This window comes from Bacillus cereus group sp. MYBK222-1 (assembly GCF_051916425.1).
GTDB lineage: Bacteria > Bacillota > Bacilli > Bacillales > Bacillaceae_G > Bacillus_A > Bacillus_A paranthracis.
Window position 1 is genome coordinate 407,129 of the sequence record NZ_JBQAGP010000003.1, and the last position, 24,755, is coordinate 431,883.

The following is a 24,755-nucleotide window of genomic DNA, read 5'->3' on the forward strand; positions in this document are numbered from 1 at the left end:
TAATTTAACGCTTAAAAAATTACACAACCTCAAAATGATACGAAAAAAACATACTGAAAAAGTATTTAAAAGGTGAGATAAATGAGGCAGAAGCTCAACAAAAGTGAATGACAACTGAAATGAATATCGATTCCCAACCTACAAATAAAGCAACAAAAGAAAATCAAACCGAAGCTCGCCTTGCACAAACATATAAAAACTATAAAGTATATGGCCAAGATCTCATTGTAAAAGTAGATAAAAATGGAGTAATCACAACTATTAGTGGTAAAGTTGTCCAAAACTTAGATCAACAACCTAATCTTACTATAACAAATTTTTTGTCGAAAAATGAAGTAAAATCTAAATTACACGATATACTTCAAATCCTGAGCGATGCGACTGTGACGAAACTCTCTATTGAAATACTTGTTTATAAGAAAAAAGAAGTTTACCATTCATAGGTAAACTTCTTTTCATATCCATCCCTTTTCTTCCGCAATTGTAATTGCCTCAATTCTATTTTTCGCATCAAGCTTCGTTAATACTTCAGAAATATAATTACGTACTGTACCTGGCGAAAGATAAAGTGCCTTTGCGATTTCATTTGCCGTCTTTCCCTCTTTCGCAAGTAGCAATACTTCTTTTTCACGATCTGATAACGGATTTTGCTCCTGCCATAAGCCGAACATTAAATCTTGAGAAATCTCTCGTTTACCTTTCATTACGTTGCGAATCGATGCAGCTAAATCCTCGCTTGGGCTATCTTTTAATAAATATCCGTGCACACCAGCTTTCATTGCTCGTTCAAAATATCCAGGACGCGCAAATGTCGTTAAAATCATTACCTTGCACGCTGAATTTTCTTTCTTTAACGTTTCCGCAACATCTAATCCACTTTGAATTGGCATTTCAATATCCATAATGCTTACATCAGGCTTTAACGATTCAATTAGTTTTAGCGCCTCTTCCCCGTTTGCAGCCTGCCCAATTACTTCAATATCATCTTCTAGATCGAGTAGGGCTCCTAACGCACCACGAAGCATTCGCTGATCTTCTGCAATAATAATTCGAATCATGCCTTCACCTCATCTTTTCCTGTTCTAATAACAACTGGAACTTTTACTGTTAATAGTGTTCCTGGATTAATCGTACCCAGTTCAACAAATCCATCAATAAGAGCGATTCGCTCCTTCATACCACGAATACCATTCCCATCGTGATTTTGATCCGCTAAACCAATTCCGTTATCTTCTACTGTCAAAATCAATTCACCTTGTAATTCTCGTACAGAAACTATGCACCGCGTCGCCTTACTATGCTTTACAACATTCGTAACAGCTTCACGTAAACACATTCCTAAAATATTTTGTTCAATGGGTGATAGCGAACTTGCACTCGTTTCTTGTTTGATCTCTAATTCAATATTAGCAGCTTGTAAGATCGCTTTTATTTGCTCAAGCTCTTCTTCTACCGTAATCATGCGCATATCAGAAATTAATTCCCTTAGCTGTTTTAAAGCAGTTCGAGATGTTTGTGTAATCTCCTTCGCTTCCGTACTTGCGCGCTCTGGATTTTTGACGATTAGCTTTTCAACAAGCTGACTTTTCAACGTAATAAGAGATAGCGTATGCCCGAGCGTGTCATGAAGATCCCTTGCAATACGCTGCCTCTCTTCACGTTTTACTAAGTCCTTAATTTGCTCATTCGCTTCGTTTAATTGATTTCTTAACATCTTTTTCTGGTTAAAATTGCGCATACCAAATGGTGTAAGAAGCATTAAAATAAACATCGGAACGATATTTACTAAACTTGTCGGTGTTAGTTGATTCATATTTATAAATACAAATACTCCAAGCATTACAACTAACAAACATAGTAATATCCGAAATACTTTCTTACTTGGTGCAAACCCCATTGCACTTGCTGTGAAAAAGCCAAAGAATATCATGAAGGGATTATAAAATAAAGCAAATAAAAGCGTAAGTATCATTTGAATACAAGCCCACAAAATGAACGTCTTCTGAACAAAATAAAGTTGACGGTATGTGATCATGAAAACTATCAACATACCGCTTCCTATTACAAGCTTCCATCCCGATACTTGTGTTAAATTATAAATTGGAAATAACAAATAAACGAGCCACATATACGGAAAGAATCCCATATGTTTCGGAAAAATCTCAATCCTCTTCTTCTCTGTCATTTATACCGCTTCCTGTCTTTTTCTTATATATATTGATACTACAACAAATATAAGGAAATAACCTCCTAGTACCGCGATATTTTCCCATCCAATTGATTTTCCAGCTACAATGTCCCACGCACCACTTCCGAAATGATATGTCGGTGTCCATTCACCAATTGTTCTCAATATTTTTGGAAATACTTCAATCGGCATCCATAGCCCACCAATTACAGCTAAGCTCATATTTAAAATATTCGCTAAGCCAGCAGCTGCATCAGCCTTCTTAATAGAACCTATTACTGTTCCTAATGCTAAAAATGGTGTTACCCCTAACAATAACCATAATCCAGCACCAATCCACTGCCCTACCGTTAACTCCACATGATTAATTAATATCCCTGCAATAAAGATAACTAATATTGAAAAAGCATTTACTACTGTTTGAGCAATGATCTTTGCTGTTAAATATGCACCTTCTGGAAGTGGCGTAATTTTTAAAAGATGTGTCCATCCCTGCCCTTTTTCTTGAGAAATTCTTACACCGAAACTAAACAACGCAGTCCCTACAATACTGAAAGTTGCCATTGAAATTAAATAATGCGCCTTCCATGCATCACCGTTTTGCGGTACTTGAATAACGTTTGTGAAAATGTAATAAAACATAACTGGCATTAATAATGAGAAAAAGATAAATAATTTATTACGGAATGTACGTAAAATTTCTATTTTGCATTGCATCCATAGTGCTTTCATGCTATTTCTCCCTTCTGATTTGCGACAAACTGTTCAAATGCTTCATCAAGCCTTCCACGTTCAACGGAAACGTCTGTTACAGGTAAATTCTTTTTATAAATTGCTTGTAAAGTTGCATCGGTATCCTCAGTTGTTAAGATGAAACGCCCTTCATTTGACTGTACTTCTGTTACATTCGGCAACTCCTTTAGTACACTCTTAGGAATTTTTTCTTTCGAATAAAACGAAATCGTTTTTCGAGAAATCGTTGCTTTCATCTCATCTGGTGTACCGTCTGCGATAATCTTTCCATTCGCAAACAGTAAAATACGATTTGCCAATACATCTGCTTCTTCTAAATAGTGCGTCGTTAAAATAATTGTTTTCCCTTCACTTGCTAACTTTCGAATCGTTTCCCAAAACGTTCTTCGAGACGTAATATCCATTCCAACTGTCGGCTCATCTAAAAATAACAAGTCTGGATTTCCTGCAAGTGCGAGTGCAAAGTTTAACCTTCTCTTTTGACCTCCTGATAATTTCTCACATCTTTGCTTTCGCTCCGATTCTAAATTTGATAACTGTAGTAACGTTTCTTTCGCTACCGGATTCGTATAATAGCTACGGAATAACTCAATTGCTTCTTCCACTGTAATGCTATCAATGACACTTACTTCTTGTAACATCGCACCGAGGCTATTACGAACATCTCTATGCTTTGGACTCTTTCCGAATATAGAAACCGTTCCTTCCGTTGGATCCTTTAATCCAAGCATCATCGACATCGTCGTCGTTTTCCCTGCACCATTCGGTCCAAGCAATGCTACGATTTCTCCTTTATTCACATGAAATGAAACGTTATTTACTGCTTTTTTATGTTTAAATGTTTTAGAAACACTATTTACTTCAATAATCTTTTCCATCTCTCCACCCCCGCTGTTTCTTATATTTACATTGTATTCCTTGGAAAACTTAGGAAACAGTATGATGCGTCATGACATCGATATGACAATTGTCATGTATTCTTTATGAGAGGAATCAATCCACCATACTGCAAGCGAGTAGCAGGACGAAAATAAACATGATACAATCGGGTAAGATATATATTCGAGGAAGGACAGTGGTTTTCATGATTATTCGTAATGAACAAGATTTAGAAGGCTTACGAAAAATCGGCCGCATCGTTGCGCTTGCACGTGAAGAAATGAAAAAAGAAGCGAAGCCAGGTATGACAACGAAAGAGCTTGATTTGATTGGCAAAAAAGTATTAGATGAGCATGGTGCTATTTCTGCGCCTGAAAAAGAATATGATTTCCCTGGCGTAACTTGCATCAGTGTAAATGAAGAAGTTGCTCACGGTATTCCAGGTGATCGTGTATTAAAAGAAGGCGACCTTGTAAATGTCGACGTATCTGCAGCACTTGATGGTTATTATGCAGATACAGGTATTTCATTTGTACTTGGAGAAGATGAAGCAAAAGAAAAGCTTTGCCAAGCAGCTGTTGATGCCTTTTGGGCAGCAATGAAAAAGGTGAAAGCTGGTTCAAAACAAAACCAAATTGGTCGTGCCGTTTCAAACTTTGCACATAAAAATGGATACAATGTTATTCAAAATTTAACTGGTCACGGTATTGGTCTTAGCTTACATGAAGCACCAAACCACATTTTAAGCTATTTTGATCCAATGGATAATGCGCTTCTAAAAGACGGTCTTGTTATCGCTGTAGAGCCATTCATTTCTATGAAAGCTGATCACATTATCGAACGTGGCGATGATGGTTGGACATTCGTTACACCTGATAAAAGCCTTGTTGCACAATGTGAACATACAGTTGTCGTAACACGTGGCGAACCGATTATTTTAACAGAAGTATAAAAAAGAACCGCTTCTTACTAAGAAGCGGTTCTTTTTACATACTTTTTTGAAAAGAAGCAATACGGTTGAACTCTTTTTCATTTACGTATATAATTTTTAACGAAGGTTTGATGATTATCTCTTATAGAAGATAATCAAGGGAGTACCTTCTTTTTTTATTTAACAGCATCGATTAAAGTAATGCGTTCTATTTATTATAAGACGCTGTCTTCACTTTAATCTACGAATTGTATACTCCTTTAGATAGTACATATTTTCTTCATTCTGACCAAATTCAAGCTACATGTTATCACTACCTCAATACGAAAGAACTTTTTACAATGAGATACATTATTTTGGTTAGTATGTATCGTAAAACTCACCTTTATAACGATTCTTTACACATTGCAAGAATACAAATCCTTATAAAATAGTTTAAGCATTTCACTGCATATTTTTTGTATGTACCTATTTTATAAAGAACCACATAACAACTCGCATTCTATAAAGGTCTGATATCATTCCTTATCAGCACTTCATTCGACATTTTTTGTCGAAATTTGTATATTAACTCCCTATATTATTAAAATATACATTTGTTTTACGTTACAAGACATCAATATGAACACTTTTTCTATAAGGGTATACGTAGTAAAGGAGGCATCACATAAAGCACATTGATCTATGACAAATAATCTCTTCATAAAGCATTGTTATGCAATAGAAGGATTCATAAAGGAGGCACAATGAAAAAACTTTTCAATATATGTTTAATTGTATTCGTACTATTTTCGCAACTTGCTAGTTTTCCATACAATCAAGTAAAAGCGGAAACCTTAGCAGGGAATTCATTATTTGACACTGTTGAAATGAAAGATGCAACAAATCATATTATTGACGAAGCATTAAATCCTAAAAACTTAATACAAGTAGGATCAACCATTCACCTAGAATATGCTTGGTCAATAAAAGATCAACAAACAGACTCAGCAGTGCTCCAAATACCTAACGCATTAAAAGTAAAAAGTGACCAACAGGGAAATCTGATGGCAGAGCAACAAATTATTGGTCAATATTTTGTTAAAGCAAACGATAACAAAATGAAACTAGTATTTAACGACCAAGTAAAAGATTCCAAAGGTGCTAACGGAAAAATCAGTATTGATGCAGTATTCAATCCAGATTTAAAATCTGGTGCAAAATCTGTTCAACTCTCTTTCCCTTTAGGTGCAACAGCTAAGCCTATTTCAGTTCCTGTTCAAGTAGATAACCCGGCTTCACCTACTGCGGATAAGGATACTGCTCAACAACCTGCAGAAGAGCAAAAAGATGGTGATGCTCAACAACCTGCAAAAGAGCAAAAGAATGGCGATACTCAACAACCTGCGGAAGAGCAAAAGAACGGTGATGCTCAGCAACCTACGGAAGAGCAAAAAAACGGTGATGCTCAGCAACCTACGGAAGAGCAAAAAAACGGTGATGCTCAGCAACCTACGGAAGAGCAAAAAAACGGTGATGCTCAACAACCTACGGAAGAGCAAAAAAACGGTGATGCTCAGCAACCTACGGAAGAGCAAAAGAACGGCAATGCTCAACAACCTACGGAAGAGCAAAAAAATGGTGATAACACAACAGAACAGCCTGTTGATAATCCAGACCCATCACCTAAGCAAATTACAGAAAATATTTTAACAGGTGTCACACTAACGGACAAAGACGGTAAGCCATTCAATGATACGGATAATCGTCCAAGTCCAGATTCTATTACTAAAATTGATTTTACATGGGAAATTTTAGAGTCCCTAAACGTCAAAAAAGGTGATTACTACACTTTCCAACTCCCAGAATACTTTATTGTCCACAATACCATTACAGAAGATTTAATAGATGGTGAAGGACATACGATTGGATCATTCGTTGTTACGCCTGATGGCAAAGTAACGATGACTTTTAACGAATATGTTGAAGATCATCCTAATATAGCTGGAGATTTAAATATTCGTACGGAGTTTAATGAAGTAAAAATTACAGGGACTACCGAAAAACAAATTCCATTCCCTATTAAAGAAAAAGACGTTATTATTCAGCTTGATTTCAAGCCTAAAGTAACAAAATCTATAGATAAAAAAGGTGTACCTGATAGACCAATTAATACGAATCAAATTAATTGGAAAGTAGAAATGAACAAGACAAAAGATAAGCTTACAAATGCCGTCTTTGAAGATGACATTCCAAATGGGGCTAGTCTCAACGAAGATTCTATTAAGGTCTACTATTTGGAAGTAGATATTAACGGGAAAACAACTCGTGGTGCAGAAGTTCCTAAAGAAGAATATGAACTTACTTCATCCTCTAATAAATTAAATATCGCTTTCAAAAAAGAAACGAATAAAGCATATGAAATTGAATATGCAACAAAGATTACAGATGAAAGTGTTACTAGTTTCAAAAACAACGCAAAAGTATCCAGTGATAATCAAGGTAGTGTAGCTGCGAATGCCACTGTAACTGTTTCACGCGGTACACATCTTGAGAAAACTAGTAAGTACAATCCAAAAACACAAACAATCGAATGGACAATCACTTATAACGGTGATCAGAGAGATATTAAAAAAGCTGATGCGCTTTTAAAAGATGTTTTGGATAAATCTCATAAAGTTGATAAAAATTCTATCGTGGTAAAAAATGCTTCTTATGATGATGCAGGAAAACTTGTTACAGGTGACAACGCCACAAACTTTACTGTAAAAGAAACTGATGAGGGATTTGATTTACAGTTTAATGAAGATATTAATAGTGCCTATGTGATTACTTATACATCGAAAGCTACGAATGATGTCATAAAAGATGGCGAAATCGAAAATAAAATTATTGCAGATGGTAAATGGAATCAAACAAACAAAGTTACGTTAAAACAACAAAATATCATAAAGAAACATAATAAAAAAGATACAGATTACAATAAGAAAACAACAACATGGACAATTATTGTAAATGATAACAACTACGTGTTAAACGATGCTGTTATCAAGGATACGTTTGACTATGGTGGCTTAATGTTACAAAAAGATAGTTTCAAAATTACAGACGGCTCGAGAACGCTTGATCCAAATTTTGATTACACACTTGATGTAACAGATAAGGGATTTGAAGTGAAACTAACTGGTGATTATAAGTCTAATATGGATAAAACTTTAACTATCACATACACAACAGACTTTAATTATGAAAATTTATCCAAAGAGAATGATAATAAATCATTCAAAAATACAGCAAATTTATCATGGATAGACATAAATAATAAAAAGAACAACAGTTCATCTGATGATACATTTGATCCTGATTACTACACAAAAGGAAACGGATTTAAATACGGTTCTTACAATGCCCAAACGAAAGAAATTAAATGGGACATAGGGTTTAACTATAATAATAGACCGATTAAGGATCCTTCTATCGTTGATATATTAAGAGATAACCAAAAATTAATACCGGAATCTATTGAAGTTCGACATATGAAATTAACTGGTGGTGCACATGGATTTGAAGTAGGCGATCCTGTTCCTCCTAGCGAATATACGATAGAAAATCCAACAAAAGATAACAACAATACATTAACGGTGCATTTTAAAAACGAAATTAATTCTGCATATTATATTAGCTTTAAAACTTCACTTGCAGGTGAACAAATTAATAAGCGCTACGATAATTATGCCGATTTAAAAGATGGATCGAAAACTGTTACTACTATCCATGGTGCATTTGAGATCAAAAACGGTGGTAGCGGTGTTACGAAAACAGCAAAACAAAATGACAAGTATATTGATTGGAGTGTTTCCATTAATCCGAGTCAATCAACTATTGAAAATGCTGTCGTAACAGATAACCCAACAGACAATCAAATTCTTGATGAAAAGTCCTTCCACCTATATCCAACAACAGTAGCCGTGGATGGCACTTTAACAAAAGATACAGCAAATGAATTAAAAGAAGGAACAGACTATAAACTCAAAGTAACAACAGACAACGATACAGGAAAACAACAGTTTAAAGTTGAATTTCTTCATACCATTAATCGAGCTTATATTTTAGAATATCGCTCACTCATTAATGCAGACAATAATGAACGAGTAAGTAATAAAGCGACGATTACTGGTCATCGCTTAACATTAGAGAAAGTGGAAGATGTTAAGTTTGTTGAAGTTAAAGTATCTTCTGGATCTGGGGGTGGTTCTGCTAATAAAGGACGCGGAAGTCTTCAAATTATAAAGGTTGATGACAAAGATAGAAAAGCACCATTAGCCGGAGCAGAATTTACTTTATATGATCAGACAGGCACAACCGCTATTCGTTCAATTACAACAGGTGATGACGGCGTCGCCAAGTTTAACAACTTACGACGTGATAAATATTTAATTAAAGAAACAAAAGCACCTCAAGGTTATGTAATTAGTAAAGAATTAAAAGAAGGTATACTTGTCGAGCTAGGTTCTGAAGAAATTACAAAATATACTCTTACAAATAAAAAGTTTGTTGGGAAAGTAGTACTTACAAAAACTGATGCTACGAGTAGAGAGAGACTTGAACATGCTGTTTTCTCTTTACTGGATCAAAACAAACAGGTTATTCCTGAACATAAAGAATTAATAACAAATGATAAAGGACAAATTACTGTAGATCATTTAAAACCAGGAACTTACTACTTACAAGAAACAAAGGCTCCTGAGCATTATAAATTAGATGATCGACTGATTGAGGTTAAAATCGCGGAAGATCAAACAACAGTAATAAACCGCACTGCAACAAACAGCTTGATTCCAGGTTCGGCCATTTTAACAAAAGTCGATAAAGATGGAAAAACTTTAGCAGGTGCGGAGTTCAGTGTACGGGACCGAAAAAACAAAATAATCCCCGGCTATGGAAAATTAACGACAAATGATCAGGGACAAATCGAAGCAACAAATTTACGTCCTGGAGACTATCAATTTGTTGAAGAAAAGGCTCCTAAAGATTACGACATAGATAAAACACCAATTGAGTTTACAATTGTAAAAAGTCAACAGAAGGCAGTTACTGTTACTGCGACGAATCAACTCATTAAAGGTGGCGTCACTTTAACAAAAACTGATGATATCGATGGTACAGCTCTTGCAGGTGCTATATTTAAAATTGTCGATGCTAATGATGAAAAGAAAGTCATTCGCGAAAATGTAACAACTGGTGCGGATGGTAAAGTAACTGTTAAAGACTTAGAGCCTGGTACGTATAAATTTATTGAAACAGAAGCTCCTAAGGATTATGTGTTAAATACAAATCCTATCGAGTTTACAATCGATAAAAGCCAACAGTCTTTTGCTACTGTTACGGCAACTAACAGTTTAAAAACAGGAGAAGTTGAATTATTAAAAGTTGATGAATTCGGTGATAAAAAACCTCTTGCAGGTGCCGTATTTAAAATTGTTGATGTAAATAATAATGATGTTCGTACTGACTTAACTACAGATGCTGATGGAAAAACAAAAGCTGATAAGCTACGTCCTGGTACGTATAAATTTATTGAAACAGCTGCTCCTGAACATTACGTTTTACGAGCAGAACCTATTGAATTTACAATCGATAGAAGTCAGAAAGAAACTCTACTTGTGAAAGCTGAAAATGCTTTAAAACCAGGAGATGTTGAATTAACAAAAGTTGATGATATCGATGGTACAGCTCTTGCAGGTGCTGTATTTAAAATTGTCGATGCTAATGATGAAAAGAAAGTCATTCGCGAAAATATAAAAACTGGTGCGGATGGTAAAGCTATCGCTACTGGCTTACGCCCTGGCGATTATAAATTTATCGAAGTAACAGCACCGAAGTATTACGATAAAAATACAAATCCGATTAAATTTACAATCACAGAAAGTCAAACGACGTCGGCTACTGTTACTGCTAAAAACAGCTTAACAAAAGGCGGTATTGAATTAACAAAAGTGAATGCTGCAGATGAAAAGGAAACACTTGAAGGTGCGGTATTTAAAATTGTTAATAGAGATACAAATGAAGATGTTCGTGCGGAACTTGTTACGAATAGTGAAGGAAAGTTAGTTGTAGACGACTTACGTCCTGGTAACTATAAACTTATCGAAACAAAGGCCCCAACTTATTACGATGTAAATGTAGAACCAATTGAATTTACAATCGAAAAAGGACAACAAAAACTTCTTCCACTTACATTTAAAAATAGTTTAACGAAAGGAAAAGTTAAACTTATTAAAGAAGATGATGTGGAAAGTAGTATCGCTCTTGCTGGAGCAGTGTTCACATTACAAGACGCAACTGGCAAAGAAATTGCGAAAGATTTAAAAACAGATGATTACGGAGTACTAGTTATTCCTGATTTAGCACCAGGAGATTATCAATTTATTGAAACATCAGCTCCTGAACATTATAAATTAGATCAAACACCTATTAAGTTCACAATTAAAAAAGGTAGCAAGGATGATCTTCCAGTCCCTGTCACTGTAACAAATAGTTTACTTACAGGTGGCGTTACTTTAACAAAAGTTGATGACATTGATGGCGTTACTCTTGAAGGCGCAGAATTTATCATTGTTGATGCTCATGATACGAAAAAGGTAGTTCGTAAAGGATTAACTACCGATGAACATGGTAAAGTTTCTGCTTCTGATTTACGTCCAGGTGACTATCAATTTATTGAAGTAAAAGCTCCAAAAGACTATGACTTAAGACAAGATCCTATTCCATTCACTATTGGAAAAAGTCAAAAAGAAAATATTAGCGTTACCGCTACTAACAGCTTAACGAAGGGTGGCGTCATTTTAACCAAAATCGATGACATCGATCGTACAATGCTGAAAGGTGCAATCTTTAAAATTGTTGATATGAATGGTAACGACGTTCGCACAAACCTTGGTACAGATAAAAATGGAAAAATTTCCGTTTCTGATTTACGTCCTGGAGACTATCAGTTCATTGAAACAAAGGCTCCTGAGCACTATGTATTAGACGAAACACCGATTCCATTTACAATTGAAAGAAGTCAAACGAAAAAAATTACTGTTACGGGTAAAAACACGTTGAAAAAAGGTAGCGTGGAATTAACAAAGATTGATGATATCGATACAAACACTAAACTTGCTAATGCTGTATTTGATTTATTAGATGCAGACGGACAGCTAGTTGAAAAAGGTTTAAAAACAAATAATGAAGGGAAAATTGTTGTTGAAAACCTACGTCCTGGCACGTATCAATTCGTTGAGACAATCGCTCCTGAACATTACGATTTAAATAAAAAACCGATCAAATTTACAATTAAGAAAAGCCAAACTGAAACGCTTCATGTTACGGCTAAAAACGCTCTAACAAAAGGTGGCGTTGAACTTTCTAAAGTCGATGACATCGATGATACTAAACTTGAAGGTGCTGTATTTAACATTGTTGATATGAACGGTACTGTAATTCATAAAGATCTTGTTACAAATAATAAAGGAAAAATCGAAATCGATGACCTACGTCCGGGTGATTATCAATTCATCGAAACGAAAGCACCTAAGCATTACGTTTTAGATGAAACGCCAATCCATTTCACTATTGAAAAAGGACAGAAGAAAGCTATTTCTTTAACTGCTAAAAATAGCTTACAACAAGGTAGTATTGAACTACTTAAAGTAGATGATCTAAACGATCAAATGAAACTTTCTGATGCGGTATTTAATTTACTAGACCAAAACGGAAAAGTGCTTAAAACAGATTTAAAAACAAATAATGAAGGAAAGATCGTTGTTGAAAATTTACGTCCTGGTACGTATCAATTTGTCGAAACAACCGCTCCGAAACATTATGATTTAGACAAAAAGCCAATTGTAGTTACAGTTGAAAAAAGCCAAAAAGATATTGCTACTGTTACTATGAAAAATAGTTTAACTAAAGGTGGCGTTGAACTTTCTAAAGTCGATGACGTCGATGGTACTACTCTTGAGGGTGCTGTATTTAACATTGTTGATATGAAGGGTACGGTAATTCATAAAGACCTTGTTACAAATAGTAAAGGAAAAATTGAAATTAACGACCTACGTCCAGGTGATTATCAATTCATCGAGACAAAGGCTCCAAAACATTACGATTTAAATAAAGAACCAATTCCTTTCACTATCGAAAAAGGGCAAGCTGAACCGATTTCTGTTACTGCTAAAAATAGTTTAACAAAAGGTGCGGTAGAACTTTCTAAAATGGATGATATCGACGGTACGGCTCTTGAAGGTGCAGTATTTAAAATTGTTGATATGAACGGCAATGACGTTCGCACTGGCATTACGACAGATGCGAAAGGAAAAGTTTCTATTCCTGATTTACATCCTGGAGACTATCAATTTATTGAAACAACAGCTCCTAAGCACTATAAACTAGATGCTACACCAATTAAATTTACAATTGAGAAAAGCCAAACAGAGAAGTTACAAGTCACTGCTAAGAATAGCTTAATTGAAGGTGCTGTAGAGTTAATTAAAGTGGATGATATAAATCCAGATACAAAACTTTCTGATGCAGTATTTAACATCATTGATGCGAAAGGTAAAATTGTTCGCACGAATTTAACTACTGATAAAGACGGGAAAGTTTCTGCTTCTAATTTAAGACCAGGAGATTATCAATTCGTGGAAACGAAAGCTCCGAAACATTATGATTTAAATAAAACACCGATTCCTTTCACTATCGAGAAAAGCCAAACAACTCACGTTTCTGTTACTGCTAAAAACGGCTTAACTAAGGGTGGCGTTGAATTAACGAAAGTTGACTCTATAGATGCGAAGGACACGCTAGAAGGTGCTGTATTTAAAATCACTGATATGAACGGTAATGATATTCGTACGAATTTAGTTACCAATAAAGACGGAAAAATCATCGCTAAAGACTTACAACCTGGAGACTATCAATTTATTGAAACGAAAGCTCCGAAACATTATGACTTAAATGAAACACCTATTAAGTTCACAATTGAAAGAAGTCAAACAAAACATGTCTTCGTTACAGCTACTAACAGCTTAACGAAAGGTAGTGTGGAGTTAATTAAAGTTGATGATGTTGAAGAAAACACAACACTCGAGGGTGCGGTATTTAAAATTGTTAATAAGGATGGACACGACGTCCGTACTGATTTAACTACTGATAAAAATGGCCGTTTAGTTGTGGATGGATTACCGCCAGGAGACTATGAGTTTATCGAAACAAAAGCTCCTAACCATTATGATTTAAACGAAACACCTATTAAGTTCACAGTTAAAAAAGGACAAGAAAAAATCGCTTCCGTTACTGCTAAGAATAGCTTAACGAAAGGTGCTGCGGAACTTTCTAAAGTGGATGATGTCGATGGTACTGCTCTTAAAGGTGCTGTATTTAAAATCGTTGATATGAACGGCAATGACGTTCGCACTGATTTAACTACTAATAAAGACGGAAAAATTTCTGTTTCTGATTTACGTCCGGGTGACTATCAGTTTATTGAAACGAAAGCTCCTACTCATTACGACTTAAATCAAACTCCTATCAACTTTACTGTTGAAAAGAGTCAAACCGCTACAGCTTCTGTTACCGCTAAAAATAGCTTAACGAAGGGCGCTGTGGAATTAACGAAAGTTGATGACGTCGACGGCGCTACTCTTGAAGGAGCAGTATTTAAAATCGTTGATATGAACGGCAATGACGTTCGTTCTGATTTAACTACTGATAAAGATGGAAAAATTTCTGTTTCTGATTTACGTCCAGGAGACTATCAGTTTATTGAAACGAAAGCTCCTACTGGATACGATTTAAACGCTAAGCCAATTCCTTTCACTATTACGAAAGGACAATCTCATGTTACTTCTGTGACTGCTTTAAATAGTTTAACAACAGGTTCAATGGAGTTAACTAAAGTTGATATGGATCACAATGGAACACTTGAAGGTGCCATTTTCAATATTTTAGATCAAGATGGAAAAGTAGTACGAGAAGGTTTAAAAACAGATGGGCATGGTAAATTAATCGTAAATGATTTGAAACCTGGTAATTATCAATTAGTGGAAACAAAGGCTCCTACAGGCTATCAATTAGATGCATCACCAATAAGCTTTACAATTGAAAAAGCGCAAGCTACACCACTACAAATTACAGTTTCAAATAAAAAAATCGATTCTTCATCAGGTGGAGAGGAAAAACCAGTTACTCCTCCTAATAAAGAAGAGGAAACAGGAAAAGAAACTTCTGAAGAACTAGAGAAAGGAAATCCTGAAGCACACGGTAAAGGAACTTCCGAAGAACTAGAAAAAGGTAACCCTGAAACACAAATAAACAAACAGCAAGATGACCGAAATACAGGTAAAGAACTTCCAAATACAGGTCACAAAAAAGATCCTACTCAAACAGTAGGCATCGTACTTCTACTAGCTGGATTGTTAAGTATTTTAGCTACAAAACGAAAAAAATATTATTAATAGTTTTTCACACCCAATCAAGTGAACATTTGATTGGGTGTTTTTTTATACAAAAAAGAACGATACATAAAGTATCGTCCTTTTAACGGGGTGAGGCTGTCCAAAAGTACGGAAAACCTTTGAACAGCCTCGTATTTTCATATGGATGCCTTACATATATCACTGATGATAATTATGAAATGCGGAAACATATTTATCATCACATGATTCAAACACGAGAAAAGAAACCCTACAGTGGATTCTTTTCTCTACATAATCTAAAGTTTGGGTACACTAGATTCATGCAATGTAGGAGCTTTCCAAATAGAAAGCGAACCTTCGTTTAAAATGATAGCATACATATCTCCGTCAAAAATATGCAAATGTGCATATAGCGTTTTTTATTTCTCAATGTCAGAATATTGAAAAATAATAAAGGTAAGGGTAAAATGAAGTCGTTATCCGTCTTCTTTTGTCAGTCAGAGAGAATAGAAGAATAGGAGAGGAAAAAATGAAAAAATCTTTGAAACAAAAAATAGTAAGCTCTTTGCTTGCTGTATCACTCGCTGTTAGCTTAGCTCCGATTGGACAAGCCAAAGCTGATTCCACTTCAGAAATCACACAGACTTCATCTATTACAAAACAAGTTGATGCAAGCCGCGCTATCGAACACATCCGTTTCTTATCCGAAACAATTGGTCCTCGACCTGGCGGGACAAAATCAGAAGAATGGGCTTCTCGCTACGTCGGTATGCAGCTTAAATCAATGGGCTACGAAGTAGAATATCAACCATTCCAAGTGCCGGATCAATACGTTGGATTTATTGAATCACCATTATCCACAAAGCGTAATTGGCAAGCTGGTGCTGCCCCTAACGCACTAATTTCTACAGAGGCTGTTACAGCTCCTCTTATCTTTGTTCAAGGTGGGACAAAATTAGAGGATATCCCAAATGAAGTAAACGGAAAAATTGTTCTATTCGAAAGAGGAACAACAGTAGCAGACTACAATAAACAAGTTGAAAATGCCGTTAGCAAAGGAGCAAAAGGTGTTCTTTTATACAGTTTAATTGGTGGACGTGGAAACTACGGACAAACTTTCAATCCCCGCCTAACGAAAAAGCAATCTATCCCTGTCTTCGGTCTTGCTTATGCGCAAGGAAATGCATTTAAAGAAGAAATCGCTAAAAAAGGAACAACAATTCTTTCCCTAAAAGCGAGACATGAATCTAATTTAACATCATTAAACGTCATCGCTAAAAAGAAACCAAAAAACAGTACAGGTACTGAAAAAGCTGTCGTCGTAAGTTCACACTACGATAGTGTCGTTGGAGCACCTGGAGCAAATGATAATGCTTCTGGTACAGGGTTAGTATTAGAATTAGCTCGTGCTTTTCAAAATGTAGAAACTGATAAAGAAATTCGTTTTATTGCTTTCGGTTCTGAAGAGACTGGCTTACTTGGCTCCGATTATTACGTTAATAGTTTATCCCAAAAAGAACGCGATCGAATTTTAGGTGTCTTTAACGCAGACATGGTCGCAACAAATTACGATAAAGCAAAGAATTTATATGCTATGACGCCTAACGGTTCTCCAAACCTTGTAACAGATGCAGCCTTGCAAGCAGGTAAACAGTTAAATAATGACCTTGTACTGCAAGGAAAATTCGGCTCTAGTGATCACGTACCATTTGCTGAAGTTGGGATTCCTGCCGCTCTATTTATTTGGATGGGTGTCGATAGTTGGAATCCATTAATCTATCATATCGAAAAGGTATATCACACACCTCAAGATAACGTATTTGAGAACATTTCACCTGAACGTATGAAAATGGCATTAGAGGTTATTGGAACAGGAGTTTATAATACACTTCAAAAACCTGTCACTCAAACTGAACAAAAAGCTGCTTAGTCATTTAAAAGACCACCGATTTTTATCAGTGGTCTTTTATTGAGAAAAAATATATATGCATAAAAGCATATTTTCTCCTACTCATTATCGTATACAATATTAACTGTAACAAAAATGATTACAACAATTAAGGAGGCTTTTCTACTATGAAAAAAATAATTTTAGCCGGTGTATTAACTTTAGCAGGAATTACTGGTGCTACCGCGTTTATTCCTGAAACAAAGGCCGCTGCCGCTACTCAAGAACAAAGCTTTACAAAATTTTATTCTTTGCAAACTGGAAGTAGTTCTGAACAAGAACCTGTTTTCCTTCAAAAGGGACAAGAGTTAACAATTCAACCTAACAGCAAAACCCCTAGTTACAGTGTTTATGACTCAAATCATAACCTTATTGGACGTTATTCTGATGGCTACGGCCGAATTTTCACTGCAAAAACAGATGGGAATATGTACGTTCAATTTCATGCACCTTATGTTTACTATAGTCCTGTTAGCTTTTCGGTTACGTATACAATCCGATAAAATAAAGGGCCCTTCCCAAGGGCCTTTATTTTGTTTCCCAATTCACTTTTACAAAACCATCTTTCACCATTAAACCACTTATACTAAATACATACTTTTCATTCGCTTTCAATGTAGCTTTAAAAGTACCTTTTTTTGATTCACAGATTTCTTTTAACTCCCTTATACCTTCTCCTTTCCTTTCATACAAGCTAAAGCATAAATTCCCACGTTTTGCATCCGTCTCATAAGAAAATGTTACTTCTGTGTCTTTGGCATACTCAAGTTCAATACCTTTCCCAGCAATATCCCATGATGAGAATTTTGCCTCATAGCTTGTCTCTCCTTGTTGCTCACTCTCTAAATATATATCACCAGCTCTCCACATATCATCTAACGTTTGAAGAAAAGCAAAGCCGCTCAGTAATACAAACATCGCACTTGCAAATATGACAACTAATGTTATCTTTTGTTTTTTCACAGCATTCATCGTATGCTCTCCTTCTATTTCCTTGTTACTTCTTCGTATCATATATAACAAAACTCCAATAAAAAAAGGCAATCACAACATCGTGTGATTGCCTTTTACTAAAAGCGAAAATCGACTAGAATACTCGGTGGCTTCGCGCCTTCCCCCTCCTATTCTGAACGAGCCGCTTCCGCTTTTCTTTATGTCTAGCTCTGCCTCCTAGCCCCTTCCGTCTAAGAACCTTCCCCACGAGAAGATAAAATGCATCTTCTGTGGGAAAGAACCTTAGCCTTCGGGACTAAACAGTCGGCTCCGCTTTTCTTAATTACATTTTTTCTGGCGCAGATACTCCTACGATTGCTAATGCGTTTTGAAGTGTAGTGCGTACTGCTTTCATTAACTCGTAGCGAGCTTTACTTAATTCTAAGTTATCTTGGTTTAATACTTTTTCTGCATTGTAGAAACTGTGTAATGTTGCTGCTAATTCAAATGCATAGTTTGTAATACGGTGTGGTAAACGTTTTTGTGCTGCATCTGCAACTACTGCTGGGAATTCACCAAGTTTTTTCAGTAACTCTACTTCTTTCTCAGAAGTAACAAGTTTGTAGTTCACGTCTCCGCCTGTAGCTAATCCTAATTCTTCACCTTGACGAAGGATACTACATACGCGAGCATGAGCGTATTGTGCATAATATACTGGGTTTTCATTAGATTTTGATACAGCTAAGTCCATGTCGAAATCTAAATGAGAATCGCCACTACGCATTGCGAAGAAGTAACGCATTGCGTCCACGCCTACTTCTTCCATAAGCTCACGAAGTGTAACTGCTTTACCTGTACGTTTACTCATCTTCATTTTTTCACCGTTTTGGTACAGTTGTACCATTTGGATGATTTCTACTTCAAGTGTTTCTTTATCGTAACCTAGCGCTTGAATAGCAGCTTTCATACGTGGAATGTAACCGTGGTGGTCAGCACCCCAAATGTTGATTAACTTATCGAAACCACGCTCTAATTTATCACGGTGATACGCGATATCTGGCGTTAAGTACGTGTAAGAACCGTCGTTTTTAATTAATACACGGTTTTTATCATCACCGTAAGTCATTGAGCGGAACCAAGTTGCACCGTCTTCTTCAAAAATCTCGTCGCGCTCTTTTAATACAGCAAGAGCTTGATCGATTTTTCCGTTTTTGTATAATGATGTTTCTGAGAACCATACATCAAATTTAACACGGAAACTTTCTAAGTCTTTTTGAAGTTTTGCTAACTCATATTTTAAACCGTACTCACGGTAAAATTCATAACTTTCTTTTTCATCAGCTTTCGCATAACGATCGCCAAACTCTTCAGCTAAACGCTTACCAATTGCAATGATGTCCGCACCATGGTATCCGTCTTCTGGCATTTCTTTCTCTAAGCCTAAAGCTTGCATGTAACGAGCTTCAACAGAAAGAGCTAAGTTATGGATTTGGTTACCAGCATCATTAATGTAGTACTCACGAGATACATCATATCCTGCTTTTGCTAATAAGTTACATAACGTGTCACCTACTGCTGCACCACGTGCATGTCCTAAGTGAAGGTCACCTGTTGGATTCGCAGATACGAACTCAACTTGTACTTTTTCACCTTTACCAGTATTCGTTTCACCGTAAGCTTCACCAGCATTAACGATCGTTGGGATTAAGTCTGTTAAGTAGCTATTATCCATGTAGAAGTTAATGAAACCAGGACCTGCGATTTCAATCTTTTCAATAGAAGCTTTTGCTTTATCGAAGTTTGCAACTAATTCTTCTGCAATCATACGAGGTGCTTTTTTCGCAACACGTGCAAGTTGCATTGCCATATTTGTAGAGAAGTCACCATTTGTTTTATCTTTTGGAGATTCTAATACTACATTTGGAATCTGTTCTTCTGTCGCTAATTCTGCCTTTAATACAGCAGCTTGAATTTCTTCTTTAATTAATCCTTTTACTTGTTCTAAAGAATTCATTATTTTGCCTCCTTCAAATTAATCGTAATTGTATATCTGCCAGCTTCTTGTTCACTTAGAAGCAATGCGTACGTTAAGAAGAGTTGTCCTTTTTTCTTTTCATCCGACCATTTAAAAAGAACGTTATCAGTCTTTGTTTGCAATGCAAACGTACCAAGTTCACTCGTGTACGTACCAGTTGTCCATTCACCTTTCACATGCGTTTGACGCATCGAAACAGCACCTGAACGCATAATGAGAACTTGTTCATCTTGAATTTTAATAATTGTTTTCACTTCGCCTTGTTCGTTCGGCTCTTGGAATGTTACATATGTACCTTGACCTTTTACATAGTATTGACCATTTGCTTCAAAAGCAACGGTTTCCTTCCTCGCCCCTTCACGGATTTCTGTTACGAAATGAACGTGTACCGGCAAGCCTGCAAGTTGTTTCTCCACGTCTTGCACACCTTTCAAATGTTATAGATATTAAATACTACTTATAATAAATCACTTTTCCTATCATATCAAAAAAAACCTCTGTCTGTCTGCTGAAAAATCAGGAAAACTCCATTTCAAAACATAATTCACTTTCACTTTATTTCATATGATAAAATATTTCTTAAATCTAAATATTCTTTCTTTTGAAGAGGTGAATGAAGTGCTACCAACAAAATTGAAAAAAGGTGATGAAATTAGAGTGATTTCACCATCTTGTAGTTTAAGTATTGTCTCAACTGAAAACAGGAAGCTTGCTGTAAAAAGGTTAACCGAAATGGGCTTTCACGTTACATTTTCAACATATGCTGATGAGATAGACAGATTTGCTTCCTCTTCTATTTCTTCACGCGTTCAAGACCTTCACGAAGCATTTAGAGACCCGAATGTAAAAGCCATTTTGACGACACTTGGCGGATACAATTCTAATGGCTTATTAAAACATCTCGATTACGATTTAATTCGAGAAAACCCGAAATTTTTCTGTGGCTATTCGGATATCACTGCACTAAATAATGCAATTTACACTAAAACAGGACTTGTTACATATTCAGGCCCCCATTTCTCTTCATTTGGAATGGAGAAAGGGCTCGAGTATACAACAGATTACTTTTTAAAATGCGTAACTTCTAATGAGCCGATTGAAGTCCTACCATCTGAAACATGGAGTGATGATTCTTGGTACATTGATCAGGAAAATCGAGAGTTTATTAAGAATGAAGGATACGTTTCGATTCACGAAGGAGAAGCTACGGGAGATATTATCGGTGGTAATATGAGCACATTGAACTTACTGCAAGGTACACCATATATGCCAGACTTAAAGGATAAAATTTTATTTCTTGAAGAGGATAGTTTAACTGGAAGAGCTACTCTTAAAACTTTTGATCGATATTTACATTCTCTTATGCAGCAGCAAGATTTTGAACATGTAAAAGGCATCGTTATAGGAAAGATGCAAAAAGGCGCAGAATGCACGATAGAAGACATTCAAGAAATGATTGCTTCAAAGCCTGAACTTGCACATATCCCTATCATTGCAAATGCAAGTTTCGGTCATACAACCCCGATTTTCACTTTCCCAATTGGCGGACGTGCAACAATCATTTCTAGCAAAGAAAAGACATCTATCACTATTTTAACGCACTAAAAAAGGAGCGAATGAGTCGCTCCTTTTATCGTTTTTCTATTTTTTCCAACGCTTTTTGTGGAATTGATTCTTTCGGGATTTCAGCCCACCCTTTTCCTTGCATACCTTTTGCATAAATTTTTATAAATGCCCCCGTATGCAATTCACGGTTCATCATTCTTTTAATAACCTGTAACTTTCCGTCTTCTGTATACCCTTTAAAAGTATACAAGTATTCTCCGTCTTTTTTCTCACCTTTATCTATAACCGCATAATAATCTTGTATTTCTTTATTTGAAAAGAAGTTGTCTACAAAAGCATGTACACCTTCTGTTTTTGTGTTCAAATAATACGCTGTTCCACCTAGAATGATGGCGAATACAACTAAAACTTTAATTACCAATTTCATACATGCGCCTCCTGTTTGCACTTCTTTTTCCCTAGTCATATATCTATACTTGTATTATACGAAAAATGGCATACTATACTCTATCTAAAAGTCTTACACTTTCCTTACATTATTGTAAGGCATTTTCACCTTATAGCAATTTCCCAAGAAAAAATTTTTCCGTTTCATACACTTTTATATTATTATTGAATGATACAAATTTTTATTACAAAAATCAAAGGAGACAGTTTTCAAATGGCTATCTTGCAAGGTTTAGCACTATTACTTGTTGTACTTTGTCTATTTACACTTTTTAGTTACCGTGCTCCTTACGGCATGAAAGCAATGGGTGCTTTAGCTAATGCAGCAATCGCAAGTTTTCTTATTGAAGCATTTCATCGTTATATAGGTGGAGAAATGTTTCATAATGACTTTTTACAATCAGTAGGAGTAGCTTCCGGTAGTATGAGCGGTGTCGCAGCAGCGATTTTAGTCGCATTAGCAATCGGTGTTTCCCCCGTATATGCTGTTTTAATCGGTATCGCTACTAGTGGATTTGGTATTTTACCAGGATTTTTCGCTGGATACGTTTGTGCCTTCGTCGTAAAATTTCTCGAAAAGAAATTACCGGCTGGTGTAGAGTTTTTAGCAATTTTATTTATCGCTGCACCAATCTCACGCGGAATGGCAATGCTTATGGATCCGCTCGTTAACGCAACACTTGGTAAAATTGGTTCTATGATTTCAGTTGCAACTACAGAAAGCCCTATTATCATGGGTATTATGCTTGGTGGATTAATAACAGTTATTTCTACCTCTCCACTGAGTTCTATGGCACTCACTGCAATGCTTGGATTAACAGGTTTACCAATGGCAATTGGTAGTCTTGCCGTAGCAGCCTCAGCCCCAATGAACTTTATTTTCTTTAAACGACTAAAGATTTGTTCAAAGAAAGACACAATTGCTGTAGCAATCGAGCCTTTAACACAAGCCGATGTTGTTTCAGCAAATCCAATTCCAATTTATGCGACAAACTTCGTTGGCGGTGCACTTGCTGGTATTATTACATCTCTGTTCCAGCTCGTTAATAATGCACCAGGAACAGCATCACCAATCCCAGGACTTCTTGTTTTATTCGGATTTAATGACGTTGTAAAAGTAACAATTGCTGCTATATTATGTGGAATCGTTACCACGATTGTTGGATACATCGGATCAATTGTGTTCCGTAAATATCCAATTCGCTCTGCTGATGACATTCGCGGCATTACTTCGGAAGAGAAGGTTGCATAAGAAAAAGAGCTATTCCCGTTGTTTAGGAATAGCTCTTTTTTGTGTGTTGCGTGACAGTAAATACAATTATATCAGCGGTTTTTCAATTATATCGGCGCAACTCGAATTATATCGGCGATTTTTTAAATATATCAGCGTAACTCGAATTATATCAGCGGTTTTTTAAATATATCGACTTACCGACACATAACGACAAAATAAGAGCCCCCTAATCATAGGAGACTCTTATTTTATCTAGCTGCAGCGGCTAGAATAATCGGTGGCTTCGCTTCTTCCTTCGAGGCAAAAAACGCCTCTATGTCTGAAGCTCCATCCCCCTCACATTCTGGGCGAGCCGATTCCGCTTTTATTACTATCCAGTTACGCCTCCTAGATCCTTGCGTCTAAGAACCTTCCCTGCCAAAAGGTAAAAAGCACCTTTTGCAGGAAAGAACCTTAGTCACCGGGTCTAAACAGTCGGCTTCACTTTTATTTCACCCAACCGAGCAGCATTTCCCGCACGAATTTGCTTGCTGCGACTGGTGTTTGATCACTATGGTCGTAGACAGGAGCTACTTCTACTAAGTCTGCTCCAACTACATTTATATTTGAATTTGCAATTGCTACGATGGAATCTAATAATTCTTTAGATGTGATACCACCAGCTTCTAACGTTCCTGTTCCTGGAGCGTGAGCTGGGTCTAATACATCAATGTCGATTGTGACATAGACTGGGCGTCCTGCAAGTTTCGGTAATACTTCTTTTAACGGTTCTAATACGTCAAATTTATATAAGTTCATACCTACTTCTTTCGCCCATTCAAATTCTTCCTTCATTCCAGAACGAATTCCGAAAGAATATACGTTTTCCGGACCAATTAAATCACACACTTTACGAATTGGTGTAGAGTGGGATAAAGGCTCCCCTTCATACGATTCACGTAAATCAGTATGAGCATCCATATGGATGATTGCTAAATCCGGATATTTTTTTGCCATTGCCTTAAAAATTGGCCAAGACACTAAGTGCTCACCGCCGAGACCTAGTGGAAACTTATCGGCATCTAAAAGTTTTGATACATATTCTTCAATCATGTCTAAGCTGCGCTGTGCGTTTCCGAATGGTAATGGGATATCACCCGCATCAAAATATTTTACCTCTTCTAGTTCACGATCTAAATACGGACTATATTCTTCAAGACCGATTGATACTTCACGAATACGTGCAGGGCCAAAACGAGATCCCGGACGGTAACTTACTGTCCAATCCATAGGCATCCCATAAATAACTACCTTCGACTCTTCAAAACTTGGATGACTTTTAATAAATACTTTACCTGAATAAGCTTCATCAAAACGCATATTCTTTTCCTCCTTATGTGGAACTTAAGGTATCCCAACCTTTCAT

At 36.2% G+C, this 24,755-nt stretch carries 16 protein-coding genes; 7 read left to right on the forward strand and 9 right to left on the reverse strand.

The genetic code is table 11. From position 1 onward, the window contains the following. The first annotated feature begins 119 nt into the window (after positions 1-119). A complete protein-coding gene (locus ACTFR9_RS18030; RefSeq protein ID WP_033671088.1) occupies positions 120-443 on the forward strand; it encodes a bacillolysin in 324 nt (107 codons plus the stop codon). Positions 444-455: 12 nt separating this feature from the next. Here the strand turns inward: ACTFR9_RS18030 and ACTFR9_RS18035 are convergent, their stop codons facing one another. Genes ACTFR9_RS18035 through ACTFR9_RS18050 form a run of 4 tightly spaced genes read right to left on the reverse strand, consistent with a single transcriptional unit; the run spans position 456 to position 3,819 of the window. Then, entirely contained in the window at positions 456-1,058 is a 603-nt protein-coding gene (locus ACTFR9_RS18035) for a response regulator transcription factor (protein ID WP_000619261.1), read from the reverse strand. Continuing rightward, on the reverse strand, positions 1,055-2,185 hold the full coding sequence (locus ACTFR9_RS18040) for a sensor histidine kinase (RefSeq protein ID WP_000136743.1): 1,131 nt from the start codon (positions 2,183-2,185) through the stop codon (positions 1,055-1,057). Before ACTFR9_RS18040 ends, ACTFR9_RS18035 begins: the two co-directional genes overlap by 4 nt. After that, positions 2,186-2,920, reverse strand: a complete 735-nt coding sequence (locus ACTFR9_RS18045; protein WP_000646285.1) for an ABC transporter permease — start codon at positions 2,918-2,920, stop codon at positions 2,186-2,188. After that, positions 2,917-3,819 carry an ABC transporter ATP-binding protein gene (locus ACTFR9_RS18050; RefSeq protein ID WP_000411152.1) on the reverse strand — a complete coding sequence of 301 codons (903 nt, stop codon included), beginning with the start codon at positions 3,817-3,819 and terminating at the stop codon, positions 2,917-2,919. Before ACTFR9_RS18050 ends, ACTFR9_RS18045 begins: the two co-directional genes overlap by 4 nt. Before the next feature lie 158 nt (positions 3,820-3,977). Between ACTFR9_RS18050 and map the strand changes: the two genes are divergently transcribed. The 4 genes from map to ACTFR9_RS18070 all read left to right on the forward strand — a co-directional run bounded on the left by map (position 3,978) and on the right by ACTFR9_RS18070 (position 17,638). Next, the gene (gene map / locus ACTFR9_RS18055) at positions 3,978-4,772 is read left to right on the forward strand and encodes a type I methionyl aminopeptidase (protein ID WP_002081265.1); all 795 of its coding nucleotides are present in this window, start codon (positions 3,978-3,980) and stop codon (positions 4,770-4,772) included. Between the two features lie 725 nt (positions 4,773-5,497). Next, positions 5,498-15,226, forward strand: a complete 9,729-nt coding sequence (locus ACTFR9_RS18060; protein WP_440049007.1) for a SpaA isopeptide-forming pilin-related protein — start codon at positions 5,498-5,500, stop codon at positions 15,224-15,226. Positions 15,227-15,716: 490 nt separating this feature from the next. Next, positions 15,717-17,117, forward strand: coding sequence for a M28 family metallopeptidase (locus tag ACTFR9_RS18065; protein WP_229136594.1), 1,401 nt, complete (start codon positions 15,717-15,719; stop codon positions 17,115-17,117). Positions 17,118-17,263: 146 nt separating this feature from the next. After that, positions 17,264-17,638, forward strand: coding sequence for a hypothetical protein (locus ACTFR9_RS18070; protein WP_229136592.1), 375 nt, complete (start codon positions 17,264-17,266; stop codon positions 17,636-17,638). Positions 17,639-17,663: 25 nt separating this feature from the next. Here ACTFR9_RS18070 and ACTFR9_RS18075 read toward each other — a convergent pair whose 3' ends face one another. From ACTFR9_RS18075 to ACTFR9_RS18085, 3 genes are all read right to left on the reverse strand, one after another. Continuing rightward, the gene (locus ACTFR9_RS18075; protein WP_101218618.1) at positions 17,664-18,179 is read right to left on the reverse strand and encodes an anti-sigma factor; all 516 of its coding nucleotides are present in this window, start codon (positions 18,177-18,179) and stop codon (positions 17,664-17,666) included. Between the two features lie 232 nt (positions 18,180-18,411). Next, positions 18,412-20,082, reverse strand: coding sequence for an arginine--tRNA ligase (argS, locus tag ACTFR9_RS18080; RefSeq protein WP_001086449.1), 1,671 nt, complete (start codon positions 20,080-20,082; stop codon positions 18,412-18,414). After that, the gene (locus tag ACTFR9_RS18085) at positions 20,082-20,519 is read right to left on the reverse strand and encodes a DUF1934 domain-containing protein (RefSeq protein WP_000414867.1); all 438 of its coding nucleotides are present in this window, start codon (positions 20,517-20,519) and stop codon (positions 20,082-20,084) included. Before ACTFR9_RS18085 ends, argS begins: the two co-directional genes overlap by 1 nt. Positions 20,520-20,721: 202 nt before the next feature. Between ACTFR9_RS18085 and ACTFR9_RS18090 the strand changes: the two genes are divergently transcribed. Then, positions 20,722-21,708, forward strand: a complete 987-nt coding sequence (locus tag ACTFR9_RS18090) for a S66 family peptidase (RefSeq protein WP_000938067.1) — start codon at positions 20,722-20,724, stop codon at positions 21,706-21,708. A gap of 25 nt (positions 21,709-21,733) precedes the next feature. Here ACTFR9_RS18090 and ACTFR9_RS18095 read toward each other — a convergent pair whose 3' ends face one another. After that, positions 21,734-22,096: a YxeA family protein gene (locus tag ACTFR9_RS18095; RefSeq protein WP_000779936.1), complete on the reverse strand. Its 363-nt coding sequence runs from the start codon at positions 22,094-22,096 to the stop codon at positions 21,734-21,736. A gap of 234 nt (positions 22,097-22,330) precedes the next feature. Here ACTFR9_RS18095 and ACTFR9_RS18100 point away from each other — a divergent pair, with 234 nt between their 5' ends. Next, positions 22,331-23,368 (forward strand): PTS sugar transporter subunit IIC, encoded by a 1,038-nt coding sequence (locus ACTFR9_RS18100; RefSeq protein WP_073536083.1) that lies wholly within the window; start codon positions 22,331-22,333, stop codon positions 23,366-23,368. A 468-nt stretch (positions 23,369-23,836) separates the two neighbouring features. Here the strand turns inward: ACTFR9_RS18100 and speB are convergent, their stop codons facing one another. Then, complete coding sequence (gene speB, locus ACTFR9_RS18105; protein ID WP_001209831.1) at positions 23,837-24,709, reverse strand: agmatinase; 873 nt, start codon at positions 24,707-24,709, stop codon at positions 23,837-23,839. Positions 24,710-24,755 lie beyond the last annotated feature (46 nt).